Raw genomic sequence first — 13,406 nt, 5'->3', positions numbered from 1 at the left:
TATTCGCAAGTTCCAGATACTCCGCGCCCATCTCCAGCGCCATATCGATGATGCGTCCGATATGCGGCAGGTTATAGCGATGCAGCACGCAATTGAGCACCATCGGAAAGTCGTGCGCCTTGATGGCTTTGGCCACGCGATTCTTCAGATCGAAAGTCTTCGTATGCGATAGAAAATCGTTGAGTTCCTGCGTGGAGTCCTGAAACGAGAGCTGAATATGATCGAGTCCTGCGTCCTTCAATGCAGTGAGCCGCTTGTCCGTTAATCCGATGCCCGACGTGATTAGGTTCGTATAAAAGCCCAGCGTGCGCGCTTCGCCGACCAGCATTTCGAGGTCGTCGCGCAACAGCGGCTCGCCACCGGAAAAGCCCAATTGCGCGGCACCGATTGCGCGCGCCTGACGCAACACGTCGATCCATTGCGCGGTATCGAGTTCGCGCGAGTGATCGGCGTAATTGGTCGGGTTGTAGCAGAACACGCAATGCAACGGACACCTATACGTCAGTTCCGCCAGCAACCAAAGCGGCGGCGGTATGGTTGCACCTTTGTGTTCGGACAAGTCGGTCATCACGTTACTCCAGCCATCCCCGTTGACGTGCGCCGGCAATGAACGCGCGTATGTCGTCGCCTAGTCCCGTGGTGTTGAATGCTTGTTCGAGATCGGCGACGAGTGCAGGGATATCGCGCGTGCCGTCGCATCGCAAAAGGATTTGCGCGGCGCTTTGATTGAGCTTCACCATGCCTTCGGGATACAGCAACACATGCGCGTCCTGCGCCGGTTCCCATTGCAGGCGAAACAGCTTTCTGATCTTCGGATGCAGGGAATCGTCGGGCGCTTCCACTGCTTCCTGAATGCGCTTGGTCGAATCGGAATCGCTCATGACGGGAAGGCCTTTTCGATCGAATCGAGCATAGTCCAAAGGATATCGAGCTTGAATTGCAGAATATCGAGCGCGCGTTGTTGCTGGTCGCGCGTGGTGAAATGGGCGAGCGTGACTTCGAGTCCATGCTCGACATCGCGCTGCGCCAGCGATACTCGCGATCGAAAATACGCAAGTCCTTCCGGCTCGATCCACCGATAATGTTCGGGCCACGTCGCTAAGCGATCCTTATGAATCTGCGGCGCGAACATCTCAGTAAGCGATGAACACACCGACTCCTGCCACGGCGCGCGGCGCGCGAAATTCACGTAGGCATCGACGGCGAAGCGTACGCCCGGCGTGACGAGTTTCAGCGACCAGAGATCGTCGCGCGAGAGACCGACTGCATCGCCCAGACGCGCCCAGGCTTCAATTCCGCCGGGCTGATCTTCATAACCATCGTGATCGAGAATGCGCAGCACCCAGCGTCGCCGCGTTTCACGATCGGGACAATTCGACATCACCGCCGCGTCTTTCAGCGGAATATTGATCTGATAGTAGAAGCGATTCGCCACCCATCCGCGAATCTGTTCCTTCGAACAACCGCCGCTGTTCATCTTCACATTGAACGGATGATGGATGTGATACGCCGTGCCTTTCGCGCGCAGTTGTTCTTCGAACTGCTCGCGCGTCCATGCAGGCCCGGCATCGTTCGATGCGGTAAAGATCGGGCCGGTGGTCGGATTCATCATGCGCGCCTGCTCCATGCGTTATTCATAGCTCGAACGTCATGCCGTCGTGCGCGACTTCGATGCCGTGCTCCGTCAGCATGCGCCGCTCGGGACCGTCCTCGATCAGGATCGGATTCGTGTTGTTGATGTGAATGAGCACCTTTCTTACGCCCGCACGTTCGATCGAATCCAACACATCGATCATGCCGCCCACGCCGCTTTGCGCCAGATGGCCCATGTCCTTGCCGGTTTTCTTCGTAAGACCCAGGCGGATCATTTCATCGTCGGTCCACACGGTGCCATCGACTAAAAGCAAATCGGCTTTGCGCATGGCATCGAGTATGTGCGGTTCGAGTTCGCCTAAACCCGGCGCATAAAATGCGCGCTTGCCGGTGGCATTGTTCGTGAATATGAGGCCGATATTGTCGCCCCGTTCAGGCGCTTCGCGATGCGGTGAATAAGGCGGCGCTTTGCTCGACAAAGGCAACGCATCGATACGAACATGCGGCAACTCGGGCACGCCGAACGCTTCATCATCCAGCATGATTCGCCGATGCTCGATTCCACAGTAATGCGAAAGAATCGATGTGATGGGAAAGCCCGTTGAGAGGTCTTGCCATACGGCATCGGTCGTATAAAGCGGCAGGGGCGTGCCGCGTTCGCGCAGCATCAATAAGCCGGTCACGTGATCGATCTGCGCGTCCATCGTAATGACAGCGGCGATGCCGGTATCGCGTACATGTCTTGCCGGCTGCAATTCGGGATTCGCAGCGATCTGCGCAAGAATATCCGGCGACGCGTTCACCAACAGCCAATCTTCATTGTTCTCGCTTACCGCAATCGACGACTGCGTACGCGCGCGCGCAGCAATGGTGCCGCGCCGCACGCCGTCGCAATTGCGGCAATTGCAATTCCATTGCGGAAACCCGCCGCCCGCCGACGATCCGAGCACGCGTATTTTCACGGCCACATCCTCCGCAAAAGACCATCGCGGTCGATAAACTGATGCTTCATCGCGCCGAGAAAATGCAATGCGATCAGCGCAATCAACATCCACGCAAGATATTCGTGAATGCTAAAGAATATGTGGCGGATGGCTTTGTCGTCCCAACCCCATTGTGGCAACGGCAAGCCCCAGAACTTGGTGCCGAACTTATTGAACGACGAACCCAGATAACCCGACAGCGGCATGCCGATCATGCCCACGTATAAAAGAGCCTGCGTGATGCTCGCGGCGGCGCGTTGCCACGTCTGCATCGGTGGCAGAGGCGGGCGGCCATAAGCCGAGCGTGCCCAGATGCGGAGCAGCACCAGCAGGAAAATCGTGATGCCGAGCGACTTATGAAAGTTCGTCAGCGTCGATTTGAACGGCAGCCCGCGCGGCAGGCTTCCCATATAGAAACCGATGCACAACATCGCGATGATGGCGATCGCGATCAGCCAATGCAAAGCGATCATCGGCCGAGCGAACGATTCGTTCGCGAGGCCTGCGTTACGCGGCGTCGTCGGTGTGCGCGCGGCGCTCATGGTGTCATTTCTCCCGAGTACGTACCCTGCATTCTTGTCGTCCGTTCATGATTTGGCGATCAGCAATTCCCCCCGTCCATCCACCGCGAGGTCGCCCGCGTGGCGCACGGGTAACGCGCGTTGATCGAGCGTGACGAAGGGCGCGATTTCACGTGAAAGCGTGCGCGTGAAAAGACGCCAGAACACCTCGAAACCGTGGCCGCCAACGGTAAAAGTGGGTGGTATGCGCGGCGGCGTTTGCAGCAGTAAAACCGTGCCGCGCCGCATGCCGTAGCCCAAGTGTGCACCCACTTTCCCGCCGATGCAGACCGTGCCCGCAATCAGCCGCGAAGCCGCGAAATCGCCTGCATTTCCGGTGACGAGCACGGTGCCGCGCCGCATGCGATCCGCGAGCCGCGCGCCTGCGTTGCCTTCGATTGTCAGCACGCCGCCGCTCATGCCTTCCATGTGGCCGGGGAGCGCGCCCGCTGCGAAATCGCCGGTGTTGCCGTGAATCGTTACGCGTCCGTTCTGCATTTCGCAGGCTGTAAAGATGCCCGCGTCGCCATGAACGCGCAACGCGCCGCCGTTCATGCCGAAACCCGTGTAATCGCCCGCGTTTCCGCGCACCGTAAGCGTGCCTTCGTTCATCTTCGCGCCGAGATGATCAAGCCATGACGCGTCGCCTTCGATAGTCAGCGAGGGCGCGTCGGCATCGGCTTGCATGATGTCGAAGAGATCGCCGAGCACGCAGTTCGCGTCGCTCAATGCGAAGCGCGTCAATTCATCTGACGATAATACTGCCAGCGCAGCTGGAAGTAACTTAGACGCATCAACCTTGAAATCAAGGGGTTTTCGTATGCGGAGCGTGGTCGCGTTCATAAGCGGCTCGCCAGTTCATGCAGCCTGAAGTGATACGGCCCGAGCTTGCCGCCATAATTTCCAGCCGAAATGCGCAACACGCCGCCCGCGCGACCGATCGATGTCGCGGCTTGAATGCCCGCTGTCATTGCCGCGCCGACGTCTGCATCGGTCAGTCCGTCGATCACGATCTCGAGCACGCACGCCACCTCGTCCGTCAATTCGCTTTTCTTCGATAAGCCCGTCAACGTAGGGCAAAACGCATCGTTGGTCGATGCGGTCGCGCCCGCATATTTCGAACCGATCTTCGATCCCGAACGCACCACGCCGCCGGGAAACGGCGTGATGATGTTCGGCAACGCGTGCATTGCGGTAACAGCGGCTTCGGCTGCGTGCAACGCACTGTCGATGTCCGTGGCAAGGAACAGCAGATTGCCGCCGCCTACGGCCTTGACGGTCGCTGCCGTGTCTTCGCAGACGAACTCGCCGTCCATCACCGGTATGCGCCAGTAACGCGTGCCGTCGAGCACTTTCGATATCTGCCAGCCATCGCCGAAGAAGCGCAATCCTGCGCCAAGCGGTGCGTTATCACTGAGCGGTGCTTTGCACGCCGAAGTATCGATGCCGCCATATACCGCGGTCGTCGGGCACGTCAGCACGCATTGACCGACGCGTCGTGCAATCTGCTTCGCCAGTTCTTTCGATGAAACCGCGAACATCAACACCGCAATGCCCGGTCTGCCATCGGGCGTTTCATCCACGCCGAGTTCGCGTTCAATGCCTGCCTCGCATCCGCAATCGATCACCGACGTCGCAAAACCCGTCAACGAGTTCGCCGCATGTCGCGCCCATGTCGGCGTATGCGCGGTGATGACAAGACGCGTCGCTTTCATCGGAAAGGCTTCGGCAAAGGTATCGTCGATCAGCGTGTCGTTGATTCGCATCGGCGTCACCGGCGGTCCGTTGCGAAGCAGGCGACGGGCAGGAGCCTGCCGCCGTTGCAGAACGTGCAGACTTCATCGTCGCCGATTGCGGCGTTTTCAAATCGGCTGGCGAGAGTTGCTTCGGTGTACGAACGCACACGTTTCTCGATGGCGCGATCGTAATCGGGCATCACATAGTGAATGCCGCCTGCAGGCGTTTTGAGCAGCGTGCCGTCGCGCGCGATGAGTTCGCCATCTTTGAAAACGTAAGCAGGCGATGTGAACATGCGCTCGCGATCCGCATCGTCACGATACACGGCGATGTCCGCCGCAGCGCCTGCGCCGAGATGTCCGCGATCCGTGAGGCCGAGCAAACGCGCAGGACCGGCGCGTGTGATGATGGCGATATCGTAGAGCGAGAATTCGCGCGTGATTTCATGCAGGGCGCTGGCGGTCTTTGCATCGGCGTGAAGCGTGTCGAGTTGCGCGTCGCGGAAGGACTTGTCCATCAACAGACGAATCAGGTGCGGATAGCTCGTAAAAGGCGCGCCGTTCGGATGATCGGTGGTCATCGACACGCGCCACGGATCATCCACGAGCAGAAAGATTTCCAGTCCGATGATCCATTGCAAAGCGTTCACAAAGCTCTGCTCGAGATAACGAAAGGGCACCACGCCGCAGCCCGCATCGCATTCGATATCGCCGAGCGTCCATTTGCGCGGGTTCGCCAGCGGCGCGTTTTTGAACTGCATCATCGTGTCGCCGGATGCGGTGACAGTCTGGCCGAACATGATCTGGCCCACGTCGATGCTCACGTTCGGCCTTGCATTCACCGCTTCCGCAATCGCCTGCGCGCCCGATGAAAACTTGCGCGGTCCATCGGTTCCGTAGCTGTGAAACTGAATATGCGTGAGATGGATCGGCAAGCCTTCGGCGGCGTCCATCGTCTTGATGGTCGATTCGATATTGCCCGGCACGCCGAGATTGCTCGCATGGACATGCAGCGGATGCGGCACGCGCAATTCGGTCAGCGCTTGCGTCAACGTCGTGAGCACGTCGCGCGGCGTAATGCCGTAATGCACGTGCTTCTCGTCGATATCGAGCGAACGTTGATTGAACTTGAATGCGGAGATACCGCCCGGATTCACGACTTTGACGCCGAGCGCCTTGCTCGCGTTGATGGTCCAGCCGACGTAATCGCGCAACCGTTCGGAGTCCTCATGCGCGGCAAGCATTTGCAGAAAGAATTCGTCATTGCCGAGCATGACGTAAGCGCCGTGATCGATGATCGGCGTATCGCCCATTTCCAGATGTGCATGGCGCGCGTTGGAGGCGATCATCGCGGGCTCGAACGCTGCGGTATAACCCATCTCCGCATAGCGATAACCCGCCGCGAGCGTGCCCGGCGTACACGTGCCGCACGAAGGCAAGCGCATATAACGGCCTTCGTCGGGACGATCGGGCACAGCGCGCGGATCGTTGCGATGATCCTCCGGCAGCAACAGGCGCGACAGATTCGTCTTGCCGCCACCGATATGCGAATGCAAGTCGATACCGCCTGCCATCACGATCATGCTGGTCGCATCGAAATCGTGATCGGGTTGTATAGGTTCGTTCGGTGTACCGATAATGCGGCCATCGCAAATATAGATATCTCGCTTGATGCCGTCGATGCCGTTCGCCGGATCATAGAGCGTGCCGCCGCGCAAGCGTGTCACGCTCATGACGGCCTCCGCTGCTTCGTCAGTTCGACGACGACCTGTGCAACGCCTGGCAAGCTCGTTTTACGCGCGGCGTTCAACGGCGCGACGACGGAGGAATCGACACGAAACAGATGCGCGGTGTGATCCATCGCGGGCGTGGCGACGGGAATGAACACTGTCGGACCTTTTCGCTTTAGCGTGGGCGTTTGCGCATGACCCAGCACGACCACGGGCATCTCATCATCGAGCGATGCAGGCAATGCTTCGGGCGCGAAACTCGATACCCATAACAACGCATCGATATGACGATGCTTCAACAGTGATTCGGTGCAGTAACGATGCGCATCGTGATCGAGCGGTTCGCCATAAGCCACACGCGTACGCAGCGGAAAGCCCGATAGCCACGTCATCGTTTGATTCACGCTTAACGCGCCATCGTCGCCGGTCAGTGCAAGCGCGCCCGCTCGCACCGTGCGATTAAACGCCTTCACAATGCGATGCAGCGCTTCGATCGCTAACGCGGCGTGCGGTTGCGGCAACGCAGCGGGTTCGTAGATAAACGCGGTGTATTGAGCGGCCTCGATGCGCTTCGTCAACGCGGCGAGTTCATCGGAGAGATGCCTGCGGCCGGTTTCGATCTGCGCGGACCATAGCGCGAGAATATCGAACGGATCGATTCCTTTCAGAAGCGCGTTATTTGCTTCGGAGCCCATATGAATAACTTGCGCGTCAAGTCCAACCGCACGTTCGAAAAAGCGTGGATAACGCCGCGATGGATCGCACGCGAATACGATCACGAGATCCGCGCGCGAACGTATTTCGGATAGCGTAGTAAAGAACGCGCCGCGATCCTGCATCGCGAACGTGCCTGCGGCCAGCGCGTCGCCGTGTAGGTGATCGAGTATCGCGCCGTGCGTCGCGGCCAGCTCGTAGAGCGCGCGTGCGCCAGCAATGTCGGTTGCGAGTCCGCCAAACAAGGGGCGTTTCGCTTGCGTGAGGATTTTCGCCGCTGCCGATAACGCGGATGAGAATTCGGTGGCTTGCGCATCAATCTCGGGACAGCGATTCGTGTCCTGATCGCTGAAATGCGTGAGGGCATCGCGCAGACGCGGGCACGTCTGCGCCGCCGTATCGATCACGATGTCATCGCATAGCAGCGGGCAGAACGGACAGGTCCAGTGCTGTTCTTCTCGTGCGTCTGTGGATGAAGTGGTTTGCACTGGACTCTTCTGGACATTCGGTTTTTAGAGGGGTCATGCTTTTTAGCAAGGTCCATGCCGGTTTGCATACGAATAGAACAGGCGGCCACGACACGTAGGCGCGAAGCTAAATTGCTCCGCAATGCAACACACTGTCACGTGCCATTGAGTCAATGCAACACTCCTTATTCGATGAAACCAATCGTGCTGTCATGGCATGGAACTTGAATCATCATCCAAGGCTTAGATCATGAAGCGCAGACGCAACGAGCCAGGCGGAAGCACCCGATGAAGCGGCGAGTGCGATATCCGCGTTATTACGGATACCGCCTGCGCCAATCAACTCGCGTTGATGAGCAAGCGCGCGGACCGCAGCAAACGTATCGAGATCGGGACCGGCGTTCGCGCCGACACGATCGAGTGTCATGACGATCACGCGTGACGGCCACCACGAAGCATCGTCGTCGGGCAACAGCGCGAGTGAGCGACCGCGATGATGATCGAGCGAAAGGATGGGATCGAAGCCTGCATCGCGCGATTGGGCAAGCGCGTGAACATCGCGCAGGGTTTCAGTGCCGAAGACAGGAATTAACGACGCACGATGCTCGGCACGCGCACGTTCGAAGTACGTAGGCACTGATGCGAAATCGCTGAAACCTGCATCGATCCAGATGGAAAAGCCTTCGCCTAAGGCTTCGCTTAACGCAGCAAGATGTCGGGCATGATCCCCACGCCCGAGAATGGCGCCGAGATCGGCGACGTACAAGGTGTGCGCGCCGGTTGTATCGAGTAATGCGTGGGCAACGAGCAAGGGATCGCTCGATGCACAGAGTGCGGACTGAATCGGCCGATACTGCGAGCGCTCGCCACGTACTGCGCGCACCGCATGTCCGTCGAGCAGATCGAGAACGGGTATCACCTGCATGGATGGCTTTCCTTTGATCAAGATCTTCGTATTCGAGTATCTCACCGGCGGCGGTATCGATCCCGATGTGGCGAGCGCGGGCAGCCTCGCCGATCTCTCCGCGCTCATCGTCGAAGGCCGCGTGATGCGCGACGCCATCGCGGCGGATTTGCGCGCCTTGGCCGAAATCGACGTGACGATAGCGTGTTCGCGCTTCGAGCAACCGGACGCGCATATCAAACATGCACGCGCCGCGCCCGCCGAACCGGTCACGCGCTTTGTCGCACGCGTGGCGCGCGAACACGACTACGCCTGCATCATCGCACCGGAATGCGACGGCCTGCTGCTGCGCCTGCACGATGCGGTCGGCGTGGCGCGCTGGCTCGGCTGCGCGAAGGAAGCGATCCGCGCGGCATCGAGCAAGAGTGCGACGGCGGCGCTGCTCGCATCGCACGGCATCGGCGCGACGCCCGCGCTCGATCCCGACGAGGCGATCGCCAACGTATCGCACCGTTGGGTGGTCAAGCCCGACGATGGCGCGGGCGGTCTCGATACCCGCATGTTCGACGCCTTGCCCGCAGCGCGCGCCGAATACGAAGCGCGTGCCGAAGCGGGCCGCAATCCTGTGCTTCAGGCATGGATCGATGGCGATGCGCTCAGCTTATCGCTGATCTGTAGCGATGCGGGCGCGCGGCTGGTGTCGATCAATCGTCAGCGCATTGGCATGTCGGAGTCGGGCATCATCGAATTCGATGGTGTGGATGTCGATGTGTTCAGCAGACATAGCCCACAAGGTCGCGCACTCGAACGCCTCGCAATGCGCGTGGTCGATGCCATGCCGGGTTTGCGCGGCTTCGTCGGCATCGACCTGGTGTGGTCCTCGAAACTCGGGCCGGTGGTGATCGAAGTGAATCCGAGATTGACGGTGGCGTATGCGGAATTATCGAAAAAAGGCCTTAATTTAGCGGCTGAATTGCTTGCGGCGCATCGCGTGCCCGGCTTCAGTCACGACGATTCATCGCTGCGTCTGGCCGGAGCGTCATCATGAACGCACGCGTTTTCGGCTGGGACGTAGGCGGCGCACACGTGAAGGTCTCGATGACGCAAGCGGGCGCGCTCGAAGATGTCGCGCAATGGGCGTGTCCCTTGTGGCAAGGTCTGCCGCATCTCGAACGCGTAATTAATTCGGTGTTCGAACGATGGCCCGACGCGTTGCATTCGCGCCATGCTGTCACCATGACCGGTGAGATGGTCGATCTCTTCACCGACCGCGCGGAAGGCGTGCGCGCGCTCACACGCGCGCTCGCGCAACGGCTCGGACCGCGCACGGTGTTCTATGCAGGCGATGCCTGGCTCGCGCGTTCGGCGTGCGCGGAGAACTGGCGCAAGGTGGCATCGGCGAACTGGATGGCGACGGCGCAATGGGTCGCCACGTGCTTGCAGGATGCCGTGCTCGTCGATATCGGCAGCACAACTACGGATATTATTCCGATCGCGGGCGGACGCGTGATTGCGCGCGGCGCCAACGATGCCGAACGGTTGATATCCGGCGAACTGGTTTATCAAGGTATCGTACGCACGCCTTTGTGTGGCGTCGCGCATCGCATTGCGTTTCGTGGCGAAACCACGAGCGTGATGAACGAATGGTTCGCGACGACGGCGGATGTGTATCGTCTGACGGGTGAGTTGCGTGCAGGACACGACCAGCATGCAAGCGCCGATAACGGTCCTAAAACCGAAAGCGCAAGCCGCGCGCGCATCGCCCGAATGATCGGACGTGATGCCGCCGACGCCACCGACGCCGAATGGCGGCGCTTTGCGCTCGCATGGCGTCATGAGCAGATGCGCACGCTCGAAACGAGTCTTGCACGCGTGAGTGCGCAGCATGAATCGCTGGCGCGCGCGCCGATTGTCGGTGCGGGATGCGGGCGCTTTCTTGCGGCGGCGCTGGCGCGTGAGGAGGCGCGCGGTTATATCGACTTTGCGCGGCTCGCGGGGGTATCGGACGATGACGCGGAACGCGCCGAATGGGTATCGACCTGTGCGCCGAGCGTGGCCGTTGCGATGCTTGCCGCGCGGGCAATGAATGACACTACTGCATCGATGCGCGTAGCGTGATACTTTGAGATATATAGCGGAGAACGAACGAGGACAAGAACATGTGGGTGGTGAAGATCGGCGGGAGCCTGAGTCACGACCCAGCGCTGCGCGAGTGGCTCACGCAGCTTTGGGAAGTAGGCGGCGGGCGCGTGGTGATCGTGCCGGGCGGGGGCGATTTCGCGGATGCGGTGCGGCAGTATCAGCACGAATGGCGTTTCGACGATCTTGCAGCGCACAACATGTGTCTGCTCGCAATGGCGCAATACGCCATTCTGATGCAGGGCGTCGTGCCCGAACTCGTGTTGGCTTCCAACGAAGATCGCATCCGGCGTGCCTTGCGTGATGGACACGTGGCAGTTTGGATTCCTACCGATCTCATGCGCACCACGGCCGATGGCATGACGAACTGGGACACGACATCGGATAGTCTCGCGGCGTGGCTTTCCACTTCGCTCAACGCTGAACGTCTGATGATCGTGAAGTCTTGCGCGGTCGCAGCGGATGCTTCGGTCGAGGCGCTGGCCGCAAGCGGTGTCGTGGATGCGCGCTTTCCCGCCTATGTGCGCGATGCCAATTACGTGGTCGAAGTGTTGTCGAAGGACGATGGTTCAATCATGCGGGATCGGCTGCTCAATCTAGCTGTTTGAATGTAACGCGTGCGCCCATCGGCTAACGAGCGATGGATCGAGTTTGCCTTTGCGATCGTGGCGGCCTGCGTGGCCTGAGCACAACGCGCCTCTGAAGCCTGCGAAATCAGGTGCAATTGCGCGAATCGAATCGCGATCATTCCATCCGAGCGATCCGGCGATGCCCGTCATCACCCCGCGTGCGCGTAGTTCACGGACGCATTCACGCAACGCCTCGAACGATACGCAATCGAATAAGGTTCGGCCATCTTTCAAGGCCGTATCGAACACGATTGCGGGAAAGCGAAGTTCCGCCGTCATTAAGGCAAGCTTATGATCGATGCCTCGATCGGACAGCAGCACGGGCACGGTTACAGCGGGCACGCTGGAAAGATGCTTCAACGCTGCTTCCGTGCTAATGCCGACTTTCACATAATCGACGCCCGTCGCGGCGACTTTGAGCACGCGCGTGGTCATTTCATCGAGCGCATGATCGGGCAGATCGCCAATCGTGGCGCTGATCGGACGCGCCGCATATTCGGCGCGCAATCGCCGCACGATTCGCGCGATCTCATGCACTTCGACGCCGCCGAGCGCGCCCGCATGGGGTTCTTTCAGATCGATCAGATCGGCGCCCGCGCGCGCGGCATCCAGTGCTTCTTCGATCGAACGGACGCTGGCGAGTAACGCGGTCATCGGGTTGCTCCGCTGTTTCTATGACGTTCGATAGCCTGAAGAAGCCATTGCCATGCTTCGCGCTCTGCATCGCCGGCGGTTTTATCGATGGCGATTTGCAGGTACGCGATTTCGCTGTCCACTTTTTCCGCGGGCAGCATGAAAAGACGACTCACGAGAATCGCCCCTTCGACGACGGCATTCTGCGCACGATTGAAACCTTCGAACGGCGCATGCGTTTCACGATGCACGCATTCCATACGCAATACGGGGCGCGTGGGGTCATCGCTGATTTCGGCGAGGCGCAGTTCGGTGTGGGCGAGCGTATTGGCGAGACGCACGGATGGCACGACGCGCGCGGCAACTGTCGGCCAGTCGCGTTTTGTGCCGGTCACGCAGCCCGCGAAAATTCGTGCATCGGTGGAGAAGTTGATGACCGCGCTTTGTGTGGCGATCACATTGTCGAGCGTCGTGGAAGGGCGAAACGGCGAAAGAATCGCAAAGCCGCGTTCGAAGCGCACACCCATCGGCGCGATGTGCGCGCGGCCATCGCGATCGGCGGTGGTGACGATCGTCTCGTGGATCATGAGGCGGATGTCGGCACGAAGCCGATTGAGGCTTCGTGCGCACCTTTAGCGCGTGGCGATGTACATCGTGATTTCAAAGCCGAAACGCATATCGGTGAAGCTGGGTGTCGTCCATTGCATGCGCAATTCTCCATAAGGTAGTTGAACAGCGGTTTGGATGGATGCAAGTGGCGTGCCAATGTTGTGCTCAGTGACTTGCTGGCGCGTGGTGTGGCGTTATCGCAGCAAAGTGTTTCATTCGTTAGTGTGCGCCGAACGTCGCCGCTACGTCCGGCGCGCGCGTGGTCAAACGGGTATCCCGCAGGGGTGATAGTCGGCGAGCATGCGATCGGCAGTGAGGAAGCGCATGAGTTCGCTTGCAGCTTGCGCAACCAGCATGCGGTCGAAGGGATCGGAATGCAAGAACGGCAGATCGCGTGCCACGAAGGCGTGTTCGTATCTCACCTCAAGCTCGTGGAATCCGCTCTGCCGTATCTGCATAACAAATTCCTCGACGTGCGGTTCGAGCTTTCCGCGCGATGCTTTGATCGACAACTCCCAGATACTTGCGCTGCTGACATACACCTCGTCCGCCTGAGATAACAGCCCGCGTGCGTCATTCGACAGGCGACGATCCTGCATGATGCTCCATAGATAGATATGCGTATCGATCAAAAGCCGCATTTACGTGCTCCCATTGCTGCGAGCACCTCTTCGGGCCATGGACCATTAAGGGCTTCCTCGATATCTGA

Annotated in this window: 17 protein-coding genes; 3 read left to right on the top strand and 14 right to left on the bottom strand. The window is 59.6% G+C overall.

From position 1 onward, the window contains the following. The 10 genes from P7F28_RS28930 to P7F28_RS28885 all read right to left on the bottom strand — a co-directional run. The coding region (locus P7F28_RS28930; RefSeq protein ID WP_277188283.1) for a radical SAM protein at window positions 1–568 on the bottom strand (568 nt) is incomplete at its 3' end. A gap of 4 nt (window positions 569–572) precedes the next feature. After that, entirely contained in the window at window positions 573–881 is a 309-nt protein-coding gene (gene pqqD, locus P7F28_RS28925) for a pyrroloquinoline quinone biosynthesis peptide chaperone PqqD (protein WP_277188282.1), read from the bottom strand. Next, window positions 878–1,612, bottom strand: a complete 735-nt coding sequence (gene pqqC / locus P7F28_RS28920; protein WP_277188281.1) for a pyrroloquinoline-quinone synthase PqqC — start codon at window positions 1,610–1,612, stop codon at window positions 878–880. The genes pqqD and pqqC overlap by 4 nt, the downstream gene beginning before the upstream one ends. 22 nt (window positions 1,613–1,634) lie before the next feature. Continuing rightward, window positions 1,635–2,555 carry a pyrroloquinoline quinone biosynthesis protein PqqB gene (gene pqqB / locus P7F28_RS28915; RefSeq protein WP_277188280.1) on the bottom strand — a complete coding sequence of 307 codons (921 nt, stop codon included), beginning with the start codon at window positions 2,553–2,555 and terminating at the stop codon, window positions 1,635–1,637. Beyond that, the gene (locus P7F28_RS28910; protein WP_277188279.1) at window positions 2,552–3,118 is read right to left on the bottom strand and encodes a cytochrome b; all 567 of its coding nucleotides are present in this window, start codon (window positions 3,116–3,118) and stop codon (window positions 2,552–2,554) included. The genes pqqB and P7F28_RS28910 overlap by 4 nt, the downstream gene beginning before the upstream one ends. 45 nt (window positions 3,119–3,163) lie before the next feature. Then, window positions 3,164–3,979 (bottom strand): formylmethanofuran dehydrogenase subunit C, encoded by an 816-nt coding sequence (locus tag P7F28_RS28905; RefSeq protein ID WP_277188278.1) that lies wholly within the window; start codon window positions 3,977–3,979, stop codon window positions 3,164–3,166. Further along, the gene (fhcD, locus tag P7F28_RS28900; protein WP_277188277.1) at window positions 3,976–4,902 is read right to left on the bottom strand and encodes a formylmethanofuran--tetrahydromethanopterin N-formyltransferase; all 927 of its coding nucleotides are present in this window, start codon (window positions 4,900–4,902) and stop codon (window positions 3,976–3,978) included. Before fhcD ends, P7F28_RS28905 begins: the two co-directional genes overlap by 4 nt. Before the next feature lie 5 nt (window positions 4,903–4,907). Continuing rightward, window positions 4,908–6,605 carry a formylmethanofuran dehydrogenase subunit A gene (locus P7F28_RS28895; RefSeq protein ID WP_277188276.1) on the bottom strand — a complete coding sequence of 566 codons (1,698 nt, stop codon included), beginning with the start codon at window positions 6,603–6,605 and terminating at the stop codon, window positions 4,908–4,910. Then, window positions 6,602–7,804 (bottom strand): formylmethanofuran dehydrogenase, encoded by a 1,203-nt coding sequence (locus P7F28_RS28890; protein WP_277188275.1) that lies wholly within the window; start codon window positions 7,802–7,804, stop codon window positions 6,602–6,604. The genes P7F28_RS28895 and P7F28_RS28890 overlap by 4 nt, the downstream gene beginning before the upstream one ends. A gap of 211 nt (window positions 7,805–8,015) precedes the next feature. Continuing rightward, window positions 8,016–8,708, bottom strand: a complete 693-nt coding sequence (locus tag P7F28_RS28885) for a HisA/HisF-related TIM barrel protein (RefSeq protein ID WP_277188274.1) — start codon at window positions 8,706–8,708, stop codon at window positions 8,016–8,018. Window positions 8,709–8,721: 13 nt separating this feature from the next. Between P7F28_RS28885 and P7F28_RS28880 the strand changes: the two genes are divergently transcribed. Genes P7F28_RS28880 through P7F28_RS28870 form a run of 3 tightly spaced genes read left to right on the top strand, consistent with a single transcriptional unit; the run spans window position 8,722 to window position 11,434 of the window. Next, entirely contained in the window at window positions 8,722–9,735 is a 1,014-nt protein-coding gene (locus P7F28_RS28880; RefSeq protein WP_277188273.1) for an ATP-grasp domain-containing protein, read from the top strand. Then, window positions 9,732–10,805: a hydantoinase/oxoprolinase family protein gene (locus P7F28_RS28875; RefSeq protein ID WP_277188272.1), complete on the top strand. Its 1,074-nt coding sequence runs from the start codon at window positions 9,732–9,734 to the stop codon at window positions 10,803–10,805. The genes P7F28_RS28880 and P7F28_RS28875 overlap by 4 nt, the downstream gene beginning before the upstream one ends. Before the next feature lie 41 nt (window positions 10,806–10,846). Beyond that, a complete protein-coding gene (locus P7F28_RS28870) occupies window positions 10,847–11,434 on the top strand; it encodes an aspartate kinase (RefSeq protein WP_277188271.1) in 588 nt (195 codons plus the stop codon). Here P7F28_RS28870 and P7F28_RS28865 read toward each other — a convergent pair. From P7F28_RS28865 to P7F28_RS28850, 4 genes are all read right to left on the bottom strand, one after another. Next, window positions 11,423–12,109 carry a (5-formylfuran-3-yl)methyl phosphate synthase gene (locus tag P7F28_RS28865; RefSeq protein WP_277188270.1) on the bottom strand — a complete coding sequence of 229 codons (687 nt, stop codon included), beginning with the start codon at window positions 12,107–12,109 and terminating at the stop codon, window positions 11,423–11,425. The genes P7F28_RS28870 and P7F28_RS28865 overlap by 12 nt on opposite strands. Continuing rightward, the gene (locus P7F28_RS28860; RefSeq protein ID WP_277188269.1) at window positions 12,106–12,675 is read right to left on the bottom strand and encodes a DUF447 domain-containing protein; all 570 of its coding nucleotides are present in this window, start codon (window positions 12,673–12,675) and stop codon (window positions 12,106–12,108) included. The genes P7F28_RS28865 and P7F28_RS28860 overlap by 4 nt, the downstream gene beginning before the upstream one ends. Window positions 12,676–12,720: 45 nt before the next feature. Further along, window positions 12,721–12,795: a pyrroloquinoline quinone precursor peptide PqqA gene (gene pqqA / locus P7F28_RS28855; RefSeq protein WP_008354335.1), complete on the bottom strand. Its 75-nt coding sequence runs from the start codon at window positions 12,793–12,795 to the stop codon at window positions 12,721–12,723. A gap of 165 nt (window positions 12,796–12,960) precedes the next feature. Next, window positions 12,961–13,338: a type II toxin-antitoxin system VapC family toxin gene (locus tag P7F28_RS28850; RefSeq protein WP_277188268.1), complete on the bottom strand. Its 378-nt coding sequence runs from the start codon at window positions 13,336–13,338 to the stop codon at window positions 12,961–12,963. Between the last annotated feature and the right edge of the window lie 68 nt (window positions 13,339–13,406).

The sequence above is a fragment of the Caballeronia sp. BR00000012568055 genome, from assembly GCF_029439455.1.
In the GTDB taxonomy this organism is placed as follows: domain Bacteria; phylum Pseudomonadota; class Gammaproteobacteria; order Burkholderiales; family Burkholderiaceae; genus Caballeronia.
Note: the sequence above shows the minus strand (reverse complement) of the source record. Positions and strands in the feature narration are given on the sequence as shown.